Genomic DNA, 16,726 nt, shown 5'->3' with positions numbered 1-16,726 from the left:
ATGGGGCGCCGTTGCCCGGCTGGGACGGGCGAACCGAACTGCGGAACACCGCGTTCGTGGGACTGACGCTGAGCTCGGGCCTGCGACGGCAGGAGGCCGGCGCGATGCTGACGTTCGAAGTGCCGACCCGGCGTCTTCGATCTGGACGCTACTGCCATGGCCTGGTGGCCAGCGCCCTTTCGCGGTCGAAGCGTGACCGGACCTACTCCACGTCGATCGAGTCTGTACGCCAGCTCGGTGCCTACAGCGAGTCCGAGCGGACGTGGGCTATCCAGCGCGCCCAGGTGGAGGGCCGCTACGAGAAGCTGTCGCTGATGCGGCTGGTCACGGACGTGACGCTTGGCCCGGTTCCGGTCGTGCACTGGGTGGAGCGGGATGGGACGGCAGGCAGGCGGGAACTGAGCCTGCTGGACTGGCGCGAGAGGCAGTGGCTGTTCGTCGAGGGACCACACGGCCCGGAACCGGCTTGGTTGTGGTTGTCCGAGCAGGGCATGCCGATGCTGCCAGACCGGTGGAACACCGTGTTCTGGCAGGCCAACCAGCGGTGCGAGGAAGCTCTGTTGACGCCGGAGGAGCGAGAGGTCCTGCGGCCGTTGAGGTCGGCTGCGGTACGGGGGAAGGTCCCGTATGCGACGCCGCATTCCGCGCGTCACTCCATGGCGCTCTACATGCTGGTCGTGCTGAACGAGCTCATGGACAAGAAGTACGGGCTGACCGCCGCGGACCGGCGCGACTTCGCTCAGCTCTACGGCGACCCGTGGTGGCTGGTGAAGACCCTGTTGGGACACCGGGACGTTGAGACGACGAAGGAGCACTACCTCAACCCGGTCATGCACCTGCAGCTGGAGTCGATCCTGGCCTTCGACACCGAGGACGAGCACGGCGAGACGGACCAGACGAAGGACCTGAATGGCCTATTCACCCGGCTGGCCCGGGAAACTTCCGGGATCCAGGACATCGAGGTGCTGTTCGATGCCCTCCCCGTCGCGGAGGCATCGTGAGCGGGCGGGGCCGCAGGGCCGTCCTGCCGCCGGCGGACTTCCAGGCGACCCAGCGCATCGCCGCCGACGGACTACAGGTCACCGTGGTGAACAAGGAAGGCTTCGAGCGCGTCTTCGACTTCGCCGCCATTGCCGTGCCCCAGCCGATGTGCTGCTCTCTTGCGCGAGCGTTCGCCGAGCAGTCCATGGGGTGGAACAGCCACTCGAGCGGTGAGTCGTATTGGCGGTCCGTGGAGGTCTTCGCCCGGTTCCTCAAGGATCAGGGGCACCCGGCCGAGGACCTCGGCGACCTCACCTCGGCCACGCTCCGGCTCTGGCGCAACAACCACAAGGACAGCCCCGGTGGGCGCGAGGCCCTGGCCAAGATACGTACGCTGCTGAAGCGCGAGCCGCGGCTGGCGCAGGGCCTGGCCGCCGAGGAACTGGCCCGCCCCGTTCCGAAGAAGGGCAAGCCGTCCAAGCAGTCCTACCGGCCGTCGGAGCGCGACCAGGTGCTGCTGGCCGCCGAACGGCAGTTCCGTGCCGCGCTGCTGCGGATCCGGGAGAACACCGCGCTGCTGGCCCGCTACCGGTCGGGCGCACTGGACCCAGACAGCCGTGACTGGAGGATCGGGACGGCCCTCGAGCACATCGCCGCCACGGGCGAACTGCCCGGGTACCCGGACAAAGACGGGAAGGTCTACACCCGAGCCGAAGGGCTGCTGCGCGGAAAGAACCGCGAGAAGACGACGGGCCGGCTGTTCTTGGCCCGGTCGGAACTGACGGCCCTGGCCGTGATGATGACGGACCGCTACGGCTGGAATCTGTCGGTCTACGACCGTCTGCACGTGCCCGTTATCACCCCGTCCGCGGGAGAGACGGCCACGGTCACCTACGAGGTCCTGGTGGAGAAGCGCCGCTCGGGTGAGGGGCGCTGGTTCGACACGGAGAACTACACCGACTCCGGCGCGGCCTCGCCGGGCCGGCTCATCACCCAGGCCCTGGAAGCCGCGCAACACGGGCGAGCCTTGGCCGCCGCCCTGTCACCCGGCCACGACCTGCTGATGGTCGCCCGCAACCGGCGCCGTACTGACGTGGACTCCAATCTGGACCGGCCCCGGAACGTCGGCCCGCTGTGCTTCGGGGTGTCCAAGGCCGATGCACGAGTATGGGCGAGAACTCACAAGATCGGCTCGCCCTTCCAACGCGCCCGCAGGACCACCGTCACCACCACGGGCAAGCCACTGCAGCACAAACGTGGCACCCACGAGAGCATCTACGTCCTGCCCGACGAGAACGTCCAGGAGGCCGCCGTGGGCGTGATCGCGGCCGGCGCCGAGGAGGCCCTCGAACAGGCCCGCGACTACACCTTCAAGGGGCGGCTCACGGACGCGGCCGACGCGGCCCACCAGGAGACCGCAACCGCGGACTGCGCGGACGAGGAGACCAGCCCCTGGCCGGACCCGAGCGGGGGCTGCGGCGCCGACTTCCTGCTCTGCCTGTCCTGCGAGAACTCCCGGGTCCACACCGGCCACCACCCGCGCCTCGCGCTCCTGCGCCGCCAGTTGATATCGCTCCGCTCCGGCTGGCCGGAGAAACTCTGGCGCAAGCGATGGGACGAACACCTCCAGCGACTCGATGACCTGCGGACAAAGGTCAACGAGAGCACCTGGGACGCCTCTCTGGCCCGGATCACCGACCGCGACCAAATGATCGTCGACCATCTGCTCAAGGGAGACCTCGCCCCGTGACGACAGCTCTGACCCTCGAGGCCGATCCCTACATCCTTCCCCTGCCGGGGCCGGAGAGCCCGGTGGTCCTGGACCGGTGGATCAGCGCCGGCAACACCCACCCCAACTCCCGGTACAGCGACGATGTCTGGTCGATGGGACCACTGATCGATAGCCCCGGGGACGGCATCCACAAGATCAATTTGAGGAGGTGCCCCGCCACCCTACGGAGCGAGTTCCGGCGCCTCATCTGGGTCCTGATCAACGGCGAACTGCGACCCACCTACGTGCAGGAACGGGGCTTCCAGAACCGGTCACGCGACGGCGTGATCAGCATGCGCGACAACGTCCTGCAGTGGATGAAGTTCGCGCGCTGGCTCGACCGGCAAGGCGTGTCCCAGGTCAGTGACTGCACCATGGAGCACTGGAAGGCGTACGCCGTCAAGATCGCCAGCAGCGGCTGCACGCGCGTTCATGCCCAGACGGTTCTTAACTGGCTCTCGGACCTGTGTGCCTTCGACCAGCTGTCGGCCAGCCCCTGCGGCGTTACGCAGCCGCCCTGGGAGAGCGAGGGCATCGACGACTACCTGCCAGCCGAGACGGGAGAGGCGGGCGGGGAGAACAAAACCGAGCCACTGGACCCGAGCGTGATCGGCCCCTTGCTGACCTGGTCGATCCGCCTGGTCGAGGACTTCTCCGACGACATCCTGGCCGCCTGGGCCGAGCGCCGCCGCATGCACGTCCGCGTGACGGCCACCCCGAGCACCCGAGGGGGTCTGGCGGCCGTCAAGAACTATCTGCAGCCGCTGGTCGATTCCAGGGCTCTCCTGCCCGCCACAGTGAGCCGGAAGCACGGCATCACCCTGGCCCATCACTACGTCGCGGCGGTCACGGGAGCCAGCTGGAACCAGGTCCACGACTTCGCTACTCGGCGCGGGCTCCGTGCGCTCGCCGCCCGGCGGCCCGGCCCCAGCCCGATGCAGGTGCCGGTGACGGGCCAGGTCGAGGGGCGCCTCTGGCGCGAGTTCATGGACTACGAGGAGACGCCGATTCTGGTGCGTCACCTGGCCACGGCCGCCGCCATCGTGATCTTGTATTTGACCGGGATGCGCCCCCAGGAGGCGCGGTCGCTGCGGTCCGGCTGCTGCCCGGACCCGCAACCGAATCCCGACGGCTCCATGCCGCGGCATCTGATCCGGGCCCACCACTACAAGAACGTGCGCGACTCGGACGGCCACCACATCTCCGCTGGTGGGGAGCGCGCCGTCCCCTGGGTCGCTATCACCCCCGTCGTGAACGCCATCCGGGTTCTGGAGCGCATCGTCCCCAAGGGTGAGCTGTTGTTCAGCTCCACCCACCACGATGTCGTCGGCCAGCGCAAGCACCACGGTGCGCTGAAGCGGGGCACCCTGGACCGCCGCGTCGAGAATCTCGTGTCGTGGATCAACCAGGAGGCCACCGCACAGGGCCTGGACGCCCAGATGGTGCCGGAGGACCCGCACGGCAACCTTGGACTGAGTCGCCTGCGCAGAACTCTGGCTTGGCACATCGCCCGCCGCCCCGGCGGTCTGGTCGCCCTCGCCATCCAGTACGGACACATGCGCACCGCCCTGGATGCCCGTACCTCCACCGGCTACGGCAGCCGCGCCCGTCGGGGGTTCCACGGGGAGCTCGACGTCGAGACCGTTCTCGCCGCCGCGCAGACCTCAGCGCGGCTGCGCGACGCTGCTGCGGCCGGCGAGAAGATCTCCGGCCCGGCCGCTCGGCGGGCTCTCATCGGAGCCACCTCGATCCCCGGCTTCGAAGGCGCCCTGACCACCCCGAAGGCCGCCGCCAAGTTCCTGGCGCGCGATGGCCTCGTCCTCTTCGACAACCCAGACGCGTTCCTCATCTGCGCCTTCAAGCGCGACACGGCCCTTTGCGATCCGGATCCCGGGGCGACGGCACCCAACCCGTTCGCCTGCCAGCTCGGCTGCGGCAACGCAGTCCGCACCGACAGCCACGCGCAGGCGGCACGAGAGCACGCTGATCGGCTCGATGCGAAGGCAGCCCTCGTGCCCCAGCCCCTGGGCGACCGGCTTCGCCTGACCGCCAACCGCTTCCGTGCTCTCGCCGACGCCCACGACTCCGCCGCCCAGTACGCCGAGGAGGCCATCGCATGAACCAGCAGCACGAGGACGAACGCTCCCGCATCCGCACGGCCATGGACCGCCTCCTGGCTGGCCAGCCCACCTGCTCCAACGGCAGCCTCACGGTCGTCGCGCTCGCCGCAGAGGCCGGTGTTCACCGCATGGCTCTGCAAAAGCGCCACGCCGACTTCAAGGAGGAATTCTACGCGCGGGTGCGTACGGAAACGCACCAGACGCCGGAAGTCGAAAGGCGACTCCGCAAAGAGGTCGTCCGCCTGAAGGAAGCTCTCAAGGAATCCCGGGCTGCCGAGACCGAATCCCGGCACCGAGCGGAGCAGGTTGTCCTTGCAGCCGTCGTCCTCGTCCTCCGGAACTCCGCCGGCCGAGACCAACCCGTCCCCGGAAACGTGATCCCTTTTCACCCGGACGGCGCCTGACCAGTCCGCCCTCGCCCGCGAAGGCCGACAGGGCGAAGAAGGTGGGGGGGGAGCCAAGCGGACAACCAGAGGACCCTATCAGCCGGGTGTTTCCCTAAGCAGTTCGAATAGATAGACGCCCCGGCCGCCCACCACCCCGAGGCTGCGGCTGTCCGGCGTCCAAGCGCACCCGCTCAGGCCCCCTTCGGTACGCATGAAAATCTCTGTGCTCCCGCGAACGGCATCCCAGATCCGCACCGTCTTGTTGACGCTGCTGGTGGCGGCGAGCCAGGCGCCGTTGGGAGAGATCGCCACCGAGCTTAGTTGGCCAGTGTGGCCGGTGAGGATGGCGGTGCATGTCCTGGTGCCGACGTCCCAGATTCGCACCTGATCCCAGCTGCAGCTACTAGCGAGCCAGGTGCCGTCGGGGGAGATCACCACCGAGCTTATTTGGCCGGCAAAGCCGGTGTGGCCGGTGAGGATGGCGGTGCATGCCCTGGTGCCGACGTCCCAGATCCGCACGGTCCTGTCGTCGCTGCTAGCGAGCCAGGTGCCCTCGGGGGAGATCGCCACCGAGCTGACCCGGCCCCCGTGGCCGGTGAGGGTGGCGGTGCACCTTCCTGTGACCCGGTCCCAGATCCGCACCTTCTTGTCTTTGCCGCCGGTGGCGAGCCAGGTGCCGTCGGGGGAGATCGCCACCGAGCTGACCCAGCCCCCGTGGCCGGAGAGGGTGGCGGTACATCTTCCTGTGACCCGGTCCCAGATCCGCACCTTCTTGTCGTCGCCGCTGGTGGCGAGCCAGGTGCCGTCGGGGGAGATCACCGTGCTGACCAAGCCGGTGTGGCCGGTGAGGGTGGCGGTGCACCTTCCTGTGACCCGGTCCCAGATCCGCACCTCCTCCCAGCTGCTGGTGGCGAGCCAGGTGCCGTCGGGGGAGATCGCCACCGAGCTGACCCAGCCCCCGTGGCCGGAGAGGGTGGCGGTACATCTTCCAGTGACCCGGTCCCAGATCCGCACCTTGCCGTCGCCGCCGCCAGTGGCGAGCCATGTGCCATCAGCTGAAATCGCAATCGAGGACACGCTGCCGGCTCGCCTAGCGTCTGAAGACACAACACCATCAGGGATCCAGATCCGCACCGTCCCGTCGTCGCCGGTACTGGCGAGCCACGTGCCGTCGGGGGAGATCGCCACCGACAGCACGGAGTGGGTGTGGCCGGTGAGGGTGGCGGTGCACCTTCCTGTGACCCGGTCCCAGATCCGCACCGTTTTGTCGTTGCCGCCGGTGGCGAGCCAGGTGCCGTCGGGGGAGATCGCGACCGACTGCACGGAGTGGGTGTGGCCGGTGAGGGTGGCGGTGCACCTTCCTGTGACCCGGTCCCAGATCCGCACCGTTTTGTCGTTGCCGCCGGTGGCGAGCCAGGTGCCGTCGGGGGAGATCGCGACCGACTGCACGGAGTGGGTGTGGCCGGTGAGGGTGGCGGTGCACCTTCCTGTGACCCGGTCCCAGATCCGCACCGTTTTGTCGTTGCCGCCGGTGGCGAGCCAGGTGCCGTCGGGGGAGATCGCGACCGACTGCACGGAGTCGGTGTGGCCGGTGAGGGTGGCGGTACATCTTCTCGCGACCCGGTCCCAGATCCGCCCCGTCCTTCCTGTGACCCGGTCCCAGATCCGCACCGTCCTGTCGTCGCCGGTGCTGGCGAGCCAGGTGCCGTCGGGGGAGATCGCCACCGAGCGCACGGAGTCGGTGTGGCCGGTGAGGGTGGCGGTACATCTTCTCCCGACCCGGTCCCAGATCCGCCCCGTCCTTCCTGTGACCCGGTCCCAGATCCGCACCTTCTTGTCGTGACAGATAGTGGCGAGCCAGGTGCCGTCGGGGGAGATCGCCACCTGGGGCACCACGCTGTCGTGGCCGGTGAGGGTGGCGGTGCGGGTACCAGTGACCCGGTCCCAGATCTGCACCCTCCTCAGGTCGCTGGTGGCGAGCCAGGTGCCGTCGGGGGAGATCGCCACCGAATCCACAAAGTGTCTGTGGCCTGTGAGGGTGGTGGTGCACCTTCCCGTGACCCGGTCCCAGATCCGCACCTCCTTGTAGCTGCTGGCGGCGAGCCAGGTGCCGTCGGGGGAGATCGCCACCGACTGTACTGACCACTGGTCGTGGCCGGTGAGGATTTGTTGGAGGGCTGGGTCGATATCGGGTAGTGGCCATTGGTTGCTGAGGACAGGCTGCTGGGCGGGATCGGTTTGGCGGGCGATTACCTGTTCGCGCCACTCCGGTTGGTCCTGTAGGCGGCTGTACAAGATGCCGACGAGAGCGCGCTCGGGCTTCGTCGGCGTCAGGAGGTGAGCGGCTCGTGCGAGGGCTCGGGCCTGGGCGCGAGCTTGCGGGGTGTCGATATGTGCGAGGTCGCTCAACGGGGCGGTGGGACCCCGTTGGGTGAGGCGGGCCTCCACCCAGCGGATGTCGCCGGCTGCGGCTTCAGCTTCCGTGGTCCGGCCAGCTGCCTGGAGGTGCTCGATGAGGTGATCCACGAGGTATCCGTCGGGCAGTTGCCACCAGGCACGGCTGGGGGCCGGAGTGATTGCCGCGAGGGGTTCCCCGGCGGGCAAGGTTGCGGCGGTATTGTCGATGAGCACGCTGTGGAGAGCGCTCAGGTTGGCGTCGCCGAGGTTCGCGCATAGGTAATCGCGGATGACGTCGTGGAGGCTGATCCGGCCGCCCTGGGTGGGGGAGAGGGCGATCAGGGAGAGTCGTTCCAAAGTCGCGCAGAGGGTGCGAGTCTGTGTTTCGGTGAGCCCGGCTGTGGCCTGCCACAGCATGGTGACCAGCGCAACAGGGATGGCCTCGTCCTCGGCGAAGATCGCCAGTTCGGTGAACCGGTCAGCGGCGCCCGGGGGCAGCAGCTGGGTGGCTGCCTCAATCGTGGCTTTGACGGCTCGATTGCGTTCTCGGGGATCGTCGAGACCCCAGGATGCAGCTTGATCATCCACCATGGCGGGACCGCGGGTGCGCAGTTGCTGCAGTGCGTTGCGGGCCGCATCACTAGGGTCGGCACCGGTTGCGGTCTGCTCCGCGATCAGCCGGTTGGTGAGCCGTAGCAATAGCGCCCACCGGCCGGTGGCCTGGAGGAGGCCGTCGAGCAAGTCCCCCGGGATGGAGGGCAGACGCCAGGTCAGTAGTGCCCGGGCTTGTTGTGGTGCCATCTGGTCGACGTGGATTCGGCGACTGCCAGATGGGAGAAGGGACGGGTTTCGCGTCGTGATCAGCCTCACGCAGCGGCGGCCGATGTGGCGGAACGGGGCCAGTTGCTCGTCTTCCCAGACGTCATCCAGAACGAGCAACGTGCGAGGGCGCTGATTGAGGAGACCACCCAAGTGCTGGCCGGCCAGGTCAGGATCGTCGAACTCCACGGTGTCGCCGGTGATGAACCGGGTGACTTCGGCAACTTTGGCTGCGACGGCAGCTCGACCCCTGACGTCACGGCCGATGGTGACCATGTAGATCCGGCGGCGGTAGAGCCATCGCACTCGCCAGTGGGCGCACACCGCGGTGGCGAGAGTGGTCTTGCCGAACCCGCCAGCCCCGGACAGGCCCGTGGTGATGCCCACGGGCCGGACACGCCAGCGTCCCACCGCATTGACGGCTTGCCGGGTTTCTGACCGCGCAACGAACCACTCCGGCACGGCCGCGGGTGGTGGCGGCGGTGGATCGTCCTGGCCAGCTTGCGGGCGCACCTGCAGCCAGGTCACGAGGATGATGGCGACCACGGAGATGCCGAGCAGAGTTCCAACCCAGGGCCAGGGGTACCGGCGCAGTTGGTCCAGGATTCCGGGCCAGCGGTCCTGGCTCGTTGCCGCGTTCGCTGCAATCGCCACGGCGGCTGCCAGCAACAGGTTGATGACGGAGAAAAGGACCGTCACCACCGCGAATGTCCGTCCCCGCATCCGGCGCCCCCGAAAGCCGCACTGGTTCCCGTCGAGAACGGGACACTATCGGCATTCCCCTACCGGGTCAGCGTGATGCTGCAACCCGGCGCAGCGGAGGAGAAGCCAGCCTTCCGCTGCTGTTCCAGCGCGGCCCGGGCTGGCCCAGCCAGCCCTCAGCCAGCCCACCGAGCTGAACACAAGAACTTGACAGGGAAACGTGCAGCTGCCCGCACTGCCAGAAGCTCGGCGGCGGCCCGATGATGTCGTGGGTGTCTTTCCTCCTGACCGGTCTCGTCTGGACTGGCGAGGGCGGCGAGCCATCCTGGTACTACACATTCGTGGGCGAGACCAAGCGCGGGTTCTGCCAGTTCTGCGGCAGCCAGCTGTGCGCCCTGGACGACGGCGAGACCAGCATCGCGATCACTCTCAGCGCGCTGGACGACGCGGTCGACCTCATCCCCGTCAACCAATCCTTCCGGGATGACGCGGTCTCCTGACTGCCCCAGGTGCCCGACACCCGGCACAGCACCGTCGGTTGACGTCGGCGGGTCGCTGGGTAGTGAGCAGCCCTGAGACCTGCTCACTACCCGGGGCACGGCTTGGGGGACAGCGACGACGCCGCCGCAGCCGCGTCGTCCACCGTGACGGGCTCTGCGTCAGCCAAGTCTTCCAGCCCAGGCATTCCTATGGAGGCCGACCGTGCTCACCCCACACGCCACCAGCGAATACGGCACCCTACGGCGCGTCGCCATGCGCCACGCCGGCGACTTCACCCGCGACCTCGAAGGCCCCGGTGTTCACGCGGTCCTCGCCCGGCAGATGACCACCAGCACGTGGGCGCCGTACTCCACGGCCAAGGTACGCGCGCAGCAGGACACTCTGATCAACCTGCTGCGCAGCCGGGGTGCTGAGGTCATCCTCCTCGACCAGGCCGCCGGGTGCCCAAGCCAGCACTACCCCCGCGATCTCGGGTTCGTCATCGACGACGTCCTCTTACGCTGGCGGTCTCTGACCGCTGGCCAGCTCTTTGGCGTGGCCGCTTCCGCGGAGCTGGCGAAGGTCGGGGATGTGGTTGTACAGCGTCCCCGCACTCACCCCGAGCAGTTTGGCGATGCTCGTGATCGAGTGCTCGGGGTTGGGCAGCATGTCGCGGGCCGCGCGCAGCAGGTCGGCGTTGATGACCGTGGGCCGGCCGCCGGTACAGCCGCGGGCCTTGGCCGCGGCCAGGCCCTCGCGAGTGCCGGCGACGATCAGTTCCCGGATGAACTCCGCCAGGGCCGTGAAGACGTGGAAGACGAGTCGTCCGCCGGGGGTGGTGGTGTCGAGGTTCTCGTGCAGTGAGGTGAAGCCGATCTCGCGGCGGCGCAGGTCGCCGACCATGGTGATGAGGTCGGCGAGGGAACGGCCGTAGCGGTCCAGGGAGGGGACAACGAGGGTGTCGCCTTCGGCGAGGAACGCGTGGCACGCCTTCAATTCGGGCCGTTCGGCGGTCTTGCCGGATCGCTTGTCGTGGAAGATGCGCCGGCACCCGGCCGCGGTGAGGGCGTCGAGTTGCCGTTCGAGGGTTTGGCCGCCGGTGGAGACGCGGGCGTAGCCGATGCGGATCTCGCTGCGGTGGGCGGGGAAGGCGGCCAGCGGGTCGGCGGGCGGCCCCAGGGCGTCGATCATGGCCGTCATTCTGTCAACAAACGGTGTTCCGGGGTTGTTGAACCACCGGGGTTGTTGAAGGAGTTTTGAAGGCTTTCCGGGCCTCCAGCGCCACTTTCGTGATCTTGTCAATAAACGATGGTTATCTTCAGTTCTTCGCGAAGACGATCCGCTGACCAGCAGCGTCGCGTTGTGGCCAGTGACCAGAAGGTCTGTGTCGGGGCGGTCTGGTTGCGCGATCAACACGGGTCGATCGTTACGGAACCGCGCCCACCGCGATGGTGAGCGGGCGTTGGAGGGGCGAGGCGAGCGGCGCGCAGATCGCCGAGCGCTCGCGCGAGTTGCTCGCGGAGCCGACGGTTCTCTTCGGTGAGCTGCCGGTTCCGCGCGTTGGCGGTTTCGAGTCGCTGGAGCAGCGAGGCTTCGGACGCTCGTTGCCGAGGTGGTACTGCTGTCGTCGGTGAGGCGTGGGTCTGCTCGCGGAGTCGTTCGATCTCGGCTCGCAGGTCAGGCTGGGTGTATAGCCATGATCGAGAGACTGCGGCCTTGTGAGCGATGGCCTCGAAGGTCACCGGGGCTCCGGCCGATTCCAGCTCACGCAACGCCTGGATCGCCTTGGACCGGGTGTACTCGTGGCGCGTGCGGGCCGCGGTGATCAGGTGCCGGGAGTTGTCAGTCCGCATCGGTCACCGCCTCGGTGTCCTTGCTGGTCGTGTCGGTCTCCAGAGCCACGATGATGCTCTCGAGGCTGCCGAGGACCTGCTTGTTCATCTCCACGATGCGGAGCTGGCCGCGGGCCTCGGCAGCAGAGACGATCTGCAACAGTTGCTCGCGCTGCTGACGGTGCTGCGCGAGGAACTCCGGCGTTGTCACGAACATCGGGCAGGTCAAGCAGGCGTTGGCATGCGGGCACGTCTTGATCACGGGGAGGCTGCAGTAGCCGTTGGCAAAGCCTGGGTCGCGCGGCCGACTCGCTGCTTGGCCCAGGCCGCTTCGGCGAGCGGCCCGTCCGGGTCGAGGGTGACGGCCTCGCCGTTGATGTCGACCTTGCGGGCGGCCTCCCAGTGGCGGCGGATCGTGGTGTCGCTGAGCTGGGCGTATCGTACCGTCATCTCGTGGGAGTCGTGATCCAGGATTCGGCGGACGACCTCCTGGGGAACGTCACGGTTGATCAGCCGGGTGCCGAGCGTGTGCCGCCATTGGTGCGCGGTCAGATGCACGGGTTGGCCGTACTCGTCACGGATGTCGCAGCGTTTCACCCACTCGAGCATCTCGGTCCGGTAGAGGAAGTAGGTAAGAGCCAGGCCGGCGCCAGGTTCGCTGCCCGGCCTGGGGAACAGCAAGTCACCCGCGGCAGCTTCTTGGGAACCTTCAACGAGATCGCCCGCCGGCGCTGCGGCTGGCCCTTGCTGATGTGGTGCAGGAACGGCTTCCACGCCGTCCCCCGCGGGCCGGCCGGCTGCCAGGTTGTCAGCAACTCTCCCAGATCAAGGCCATGCCGGGCAGCGTGCTGATAAAACGCCGATACCGCCGACAGCTTCCGGTTCACCGTACTCTCGCCGCAGTGATGCTCAACCGACGGCAGCACTGCGACCGCGCCGCCGCGGGCCTGCGGCGGCCGCCGCAGCCAGGCCACGAACTCGCCGACGTCCTCCAGGCGGACTTCCCGCCAGTCCAGGCCGAGTTGGCCGAGGAAGGTGAACCAGTCCTTGAGATCGTGGGCGTATGCCTTGATCGTGTTCGGGGACCGCTCGATGTCGGTCAGGTACGTCAGGTACCGCTCGATCGGCGCGACCGGAACGGCGTCGTCACCGAGCACCGTCCAGGACTCCACCCGCGAGGCAGGCATCATCACCCGCTGAACAAGCATCCGCACTCCAGGGTTCTTCGTGATGGACGGCAGGTAGATAACCACATCCACCACGCAGGTCCCGGACGCGATCACCCTCCTGCTGGACGTCCAAGACAATCCCGAAGCGCCTGTAGATAACGATGATGGTCTCAGGGGGTCAATGCATCAACCTCTGCGCAAAGCTCAGCGTAAACCTCGCCAAGTCACGCTCACCGAGACGATCGACGCCTGGTGGCCCGAGACCCTGGCCTTCATCACCACCAGGTCACCAACGCCCGCACCATGTGCACGAACCAGCCCATCAAAAGACGTTGCGGTGGACGGCATCGAGAGGCGATCAAAAGCGAATCGAAAGCGCCAGCGCATATATTCCCCGATAGATGCTTCAACAGGGGAAGGCTTATGTCACGGATTCGCATTCTACTAGGCCAACTAGCTGGCTCTCTCGTCCTGGTTCTTGCATTGAGTTCCCTCACGCCAGTGGCGCCAGCACACGCTGCCTCGAATTTCAAGATCCTTCAGCTAAATCTCTGCAACAGTGGACGCGCACAGCACTGCTATGTAGGTGACGGACACGTTCTCCGGGAAGCCGCAGGAAAGATGGTGGTCAACAACATTAACGTCGTCACTCTCAACGAAATATGTGAGGGTGACCTGAATCGCCTCTTTAACCTGACCAACCATCAGTTCTCTGCCGTGGCCTTCGCGGCGGTATACGTCGCGGACAACAGCGCACCGGAGACATGCACCAATGGGGAGAGATACGGCGTCGGCATCATGGTGACGCAGGGGTTCTCCAATCCATCAAATTCGACAGGTGTATACGACTACAACAAGGGGTGGCAGCCCCTTCAGCAACCCGGCGAGGAGCGCAGAGCGTTCGCATGTGCGCGACTTGATCAATTTCCACAATCCGGTTCAGGTAAATTCAACGTGTGTACCACACATCTGGCAACAGATGAATCCTGGGCAATCAAGCAATGCAATCATCTCTTGCGCGAAAGAATTCCCGACTTCAAAGCATCCTTTCCAGGGAATGACCTTCCGACCATTGTTGGGGGTGACCTCAACATGGAGTACGACCCTGCGGATGCGGAGAACGTTCAGCTCTGCGTCCCCAACGGTTACTATCGCAAGGGGGACGGAAACGTTCAGCATATTATTGCGCCAACAGAATTTGCGCATATCAGCACTCAGGAATACTATATGGCCCACACCGATCATAATGCGCTCGCAGTGACAGTATCGGTCCCGTGGTAGCCATACTGCCGGCCCCACGAACCGCCCGTGCGCAGCCGCCTCATCATCGGTCAAGAACTCCACAGGCATACGCCGCAAAGTAGGACCGACCTGCCGGTAACCAAACCAGAGCCACCGAAAACATTACAGAAACATGTTCCGCCCGCATCGGAACGGCCAGTCACGCTAGGAGGCGCCCACCGGGCTCCTTATCGTGACTGGCCGTTCGACTGCCGCTCAAGCCCGGTCACCCGCCGGGACTGGGGATGCGTCCGGCCAGGTCGGCGCGAAAGCCCTTCCGCCAGCGACCGGACCGGGGCACAGCCGAGTAGAGCCAATATCGGTGACTACTAACAGTCCTCAATTGACTACAGATATGGCATGGTCGTGGTGTCCCCGGACGTCGCCCCGAGTCGACCTCACCCACGGCCCGGAAGTTCTTCAGGCGATTGATCGCCCGTTCGACGACGTTGCGTTTCTTGTAGCGTTCGGGATCGAAGCCGGGTGGACGGCCTCCGGCCGAGCCGCGCCGGCGGCGGTTGGCCCGCTGGTCCCGTTTCTCCGGGATGGTGTGCCGGATGCCACGGCGGCGCAGGTAGCGCCGGTTGGCATGAGAGCTGTATGCCTTATCGGCGGCCAGGCTGTCGGGCCTGGTCCGGGGGCGGCCAGGCCCGGGACGCGGCACCCGGATGCCTTCCAGCACCGTGCGCAGTTGCGGGCTGTCGCCGCGCTGTCCAGGCGTCAGCACCAGCGACAGCGGACGGCACCGGCCATCGGCGGACAGGTGGATCTTGGTGGTGAAGCCGCCGCGGGAGCGGCCTAGGCATTCCCCGGCCTGACCACCTCCGCCAACCGGCCCGCCAGACTCCTCGGCGCCGGATCGTCCTGCTTTGTCCCCGCTGGTTCCCCCTTTTCCGGCTGGGCCGGCGGTGGGGCGTTGCGAGGTGCACCCGCCGCGTGCTGATGTGCCCGGGTGGTGGTGGAGTCCACCGAGATGTCCCAGTCCACGCGGCCCTCGGCATCGGTGGCGGCCTGGACGGCAGTCAGTAGGCGGTGCCACGTGCCATCGGCTGACCAGCGGCGATGCCGCTTGTAGACGGTCACCCAGGAACCGAACCGCTCAGGCAGATCACGCCAAGGCCAACCGGTACGCGCCCGATACAGCACTCCGTTGATCACCATCCGGTGATCGTTCCACCGGCCACCTCGCATCCCACCCGTAGGTAGCAGGGGCGCCAGCCGTTCCCATTCGGCGTTCGTTAAGTCACCACGACCCATACGCCAAGCGTGACAAGTCAGACACCTACTGTCAGGAGATCTAAGAAACAGTTCCTAGGCGCATCGCTTCCTGGGTCTCTGCTGCTTGCCTGGCAGTGACCCGGATCGTGATCACGGCCAGGAGGACCGCCGCGAGGCTGGCCACGGCCGCGACAACCTCGACCCAAACCGTCCATCCCACATCGGCCAGCGGGCTGTTGTTGAGCGCGGCCTGGACTTCGCCCAAGGGATTTCCAGCTACGCAGTTCAACCGGTGTCACCTGCCATTCTGGTTACGTTCCGGTGACGAGCGCAGCTCCGGCCGCGCCGGGGATTTTCTACCAGTGGTACTGAGTGAGCAGCGGTCTAGTACTCCAGTGACACTTCGCGATCTTCTCGGTTGAGGTGGCATAGAGACGGCAGTCGTCCGCATGGTGCGGGAGGGCGAGCGGGCGGTCGCGTCGGTGGCTCGCGAGTTCGGCTCCAGTCAGCACACTGGCTTTTGATATCGGGAAAGGCGAAGTTCGAACCCCGTGTCTCGGCCGGAGGCCGATAGTGCATTGCCACCGCTGGTCGTGGCGCTCCAGAGCCAGGGCAGTACGTGGCGTAGAGGGGACTGTTCCGGACCGGTGCAGATGGTCTGACGTAGGGCCAGGCGGAGACGCTGCAGTTGGTTCAGGTCCGCCGCCGGATGGTCCACCGCTCGCTGTCGTCCGTCACGAGCGGTGGCCTCAACCATGGTCATCGCCGCGTCTTCGACCGCCAGATGTTGATCTCTTGATACGCCGACCCGCTGCGTCCGCCAGTCGAACCAGTTGGATCCGATGCTCTCCAATGCCGTCAGCAACATCGTGAGGGCGCGCAGTTCCGCATCTGTGCCCGCGCCCCAGGCCTCTTCCAGCAGCGGGAAGATCTGCGTCCAGTTGACGTGTGCGAACCGGGTGCCGTTCCGGCTGGTCGGCGGCGTGAAGGTGAGTGGTGGTGTGAGGTACGTGAGATCCACAGTGAGGCCCGAATAATGATGGCCGGCAAGCGTGTAGTATCCGGCGAGTTGGTCTCGCCGGTGGCTCGAACTCTCTGTCTTCAGCTCGATCATCCATAGCCGTTCGTTCCACAGCACGGCGTAGTCGGGTGCCCCACCCTGCTCGTCGTCGTGCCGCGGGGGCAACTCGAACTCGTCCACGAACAGCGGCTGCCCGCTCCACTCGCTCCGGCCGAACGACAGCTCATCCAGCGACCGCAGGAATCGAGCACCCTGGGGCGATGGCCGGGTACGGCTATTCCAACGGGGATAGGGCCCGCCCAGGATCAGCATGGTCAGGAGGCGCTGGCAGTATTCCTCCCGGCCCAGCCGCAGGCGTCCTAACAAATGGAGCGGGTCTTCGATCGTCACGCCCTGCACGTTTCCAGGCAGATGTCCGCTCTGCATGTGTTCGTCGGCAAGTGATGACGGTTCGTGATGGCCGACTTGTATCGGGCTGTGATCGGCGCCGAGCAGGGCGGCCACGGCTTCGGCGTCGCCCGATTCGACCCAGGTGCCGGTGAATCCGCG

General features: G+C 66.7%; 13 protein-coding genes and 2 pseudogenes. 6 read left to right on the top strand and 9 right to left on the bottom strand.

The window, feature by feature from the left end; all coding sequences use genetic code 11:
* The first annotated feature begins 11 nt into the window (after positions 1-11).
* The 4 genes from MBA17_RS24990 to MBA17_RS24975 are packed head-to-tail and all read left to right on the top strand — an operon-like array spanning position 12 to position 5,276.
* Positions 12-1,001, top strand: coding sequence for a site-specific integrase (locus MBA17_RS24990; protein ID WP_238498997.1), 990 nt, complete (start codon positions 12-14; stop codon positions 999-1,001).
* Positions 998-2,731, top strand: coding sequence for a hypothetical protein (locus MBA17_RS24985; protein ID WP_238498996.1), 1,734 nt, complete (start codon positions 998-1,000; stop codon positions 2,729-2,731). The genes MBA17_RS24990 and MBA17_RS24985 overlap by 4 nt, the downstream gene beginning before the upstream one ends.
* A complete protein-coding gene (locus MBA17_RS24980) occupies positions 2,728-4,872 on the top strand; it encodes a site-specific integrase (protein ID WP_238498995.1) in 2,145 nt (714 codons plus the stop codon). The genes MBA17_RS24985 and MBA17_RS24980 overlap by 4 nt, the downstream gene beginning before the upstream one ends.
* Positions 4,869-5,276 carry a hypothetical protein gene (locus tag MBA17_RS24975; RefSeq protein WP_238498994.1) on the top strand — a complete coding sequence of 136 codons (408 nt, stop codon included), beginning with the start codon at positions 4,869-4,871 and terminating at the stop codon, positions 5,274-5,276. Before MBA17_RS24980 ends, MBA17_RS24975 begins: the two co-directional genes overlap by 4 nt.
* Positions 5,277-5,354: 78 nt before the next feature.
* Here MBA17_RS24975 and MBA17_RS24970 read toward each other — a convergent pair whose 3' ends face one another.
* Positions 5,355-9,173: an NB-ARC domain-containing protein gene (locus tag MBA17_RS24970; protein ID WP_238498993.1), complete on the bottom strand. Its 3,819-nt coding sequence runs from the start codon at positions 9,171-9,173 to the stop codon at positions 5,355-5,357.
* Positions 9,174-9,397: 224 nt separating this feature from the next.
* On the opposite strand from MBA17_RS24970, the pseudogene MBA17_RS24965 reads away from it, so the two are divergent.
* Positions 9,398-9,676, top strand: a pseudogene (locus tag MBA17_RS24965) (GFA family protein); the annotation flags it as partial.
* Positions 9,677-10,172: 496 nt separating this feature from the next.
* Here the strand turns inward: MBA17_RS24965 and MBA17_RS24960 are convergent.
* The 5 genes from MBA17_RS24960 to MBA17_RS24940 form a co-directional block, all read right to left on the bottom strand.
* On the bottom strand, positions 10,173-10,847 hold the full coding sequence (locus MBA17_RS24960; protein ID WP_238498991.1) for a recombinase family protein: 675 nt from the start codon (positions 10,845-10,847) through the stop codon (positions 10,173-10,175).
* Positions 10,848-11,065: 218 nt separating this feature from the next.
* On the bottom strand, positions 11,066-11,509 hold the full coding sequence (locus MBA17_RS24955) for a DUF6262 family protein (protein WP_238498990.1): 444 nt from the start codon (positions 11,507-11,509) through the stop codon (positions 11,066-11,068).
* Complete coding sequence (locus MBA17_RS24950; RefSeq protein WP_238498989.1) at positions 11,499-11,750, bottom strand: hypothetical protein; 252 nt, start codon at positions 11,748-11,750, stop codon at positions 11,499-11,501. Before MBA17_RS24950 ends, MBA17_RS24955 begins: the two co-directional genes overlap by 11 nt.
* Positions 11,747-12,169, bottom strand: coding sequence for a tyrosine-type recombinase/integrase (locus MBA17_RS24945; RefSeq protein WP_455432839.1), 423 nt, complete (start codon positions 12,167-12,169; stop codon positions 11,747-11,749). Before MBA17_RS24945 ends, MBA17_RS24950 begins: the two co-directional genes overlap by 4 nt.
* Positions 12,082-12,771, bottom strand: coding sequence for a site-specific integrase (locus tag MBA17_RS24940; RefSeq protein ID WP_238498987.1), 690 nt, complete (start codon positions 12,769-12,771; stop codon positions 12,082-12,084). Before MBA17_RS24940 ends, MBA17_RS24945 begins: the two co-directional genes overlap by 88 nt.
* Before the next feature lie 507 nt (positions 12,772-13,278).
* On the opposite strand from MBA17_RS24940, the gene MBA17_RS24935 reads away from it, so the two are divergent.
* Entirely contained in the window at positions 13,279-13,938 is a 660-nt protein-coding gene (locus tag MBA17_RS24935; RefSeq protein WP_238498986.1) for an endonuclease/exonuclease/phosphatase family protein, read from the top strand.
* Between the two features lie 403 nt (positions 13,939-14,341).
* Here the strand turns inward: MBA17_RS24935 and MBA17_RS24930 are convergent.
* The 3 genes and pseudogenes from MBA17_RS24930 to MBA17_RS24920 form a co-directional block, all read right to left on the bottom strand.
* A pseudogene (locus tag MBA17_RS24930) lies at positions 14,342-15,195 on the bottom strand (IS5 family transposase); the annotation flags it as partial.
* Positions 15,196-15,235: 40 nt separating this feature from the next.
* Positions 15,236-15,421 carry a hypothetical protein gene (locus MBA17_RS24925; RefSeq protein ID WP_238498985.1) on the bottom strand — a complete coding sequence of 62 codons (186 nt, stop codon included), beginning with the start codon at positions 15,419-15,421 and terminating at the stop codon, positions 15,236-15,238.
* A gap of 240 nt (positions 15,422-15,661) precedes the next feature.
* Positions 15,662-16,681, bottom strand: coding sequence for a hypothetical protein (locus MBA17_RS24920; protein ID WP_238498984.1), 1,020 nt, complete (start codon positions 16,679-16,681; stop codon positions 15,662-15,664).
* Positions 16,682-16,726 lie beyond the last annotated feature (45 nt).

The organism is Dolomitihabitans soli (assembly GCF_022213955.1).
Classification (GTDB): Bacteria; Actinomycetota; Actinomycetes; order Streptosporangiales; family Streptosporangiaceae; genus Streptosporangium_A; species Streptosporangium_A soli.
Note: the sequence above shows the minus strand (reverse complement) of the source record. Positions and strands in the feature narration are given on the sequence as shown.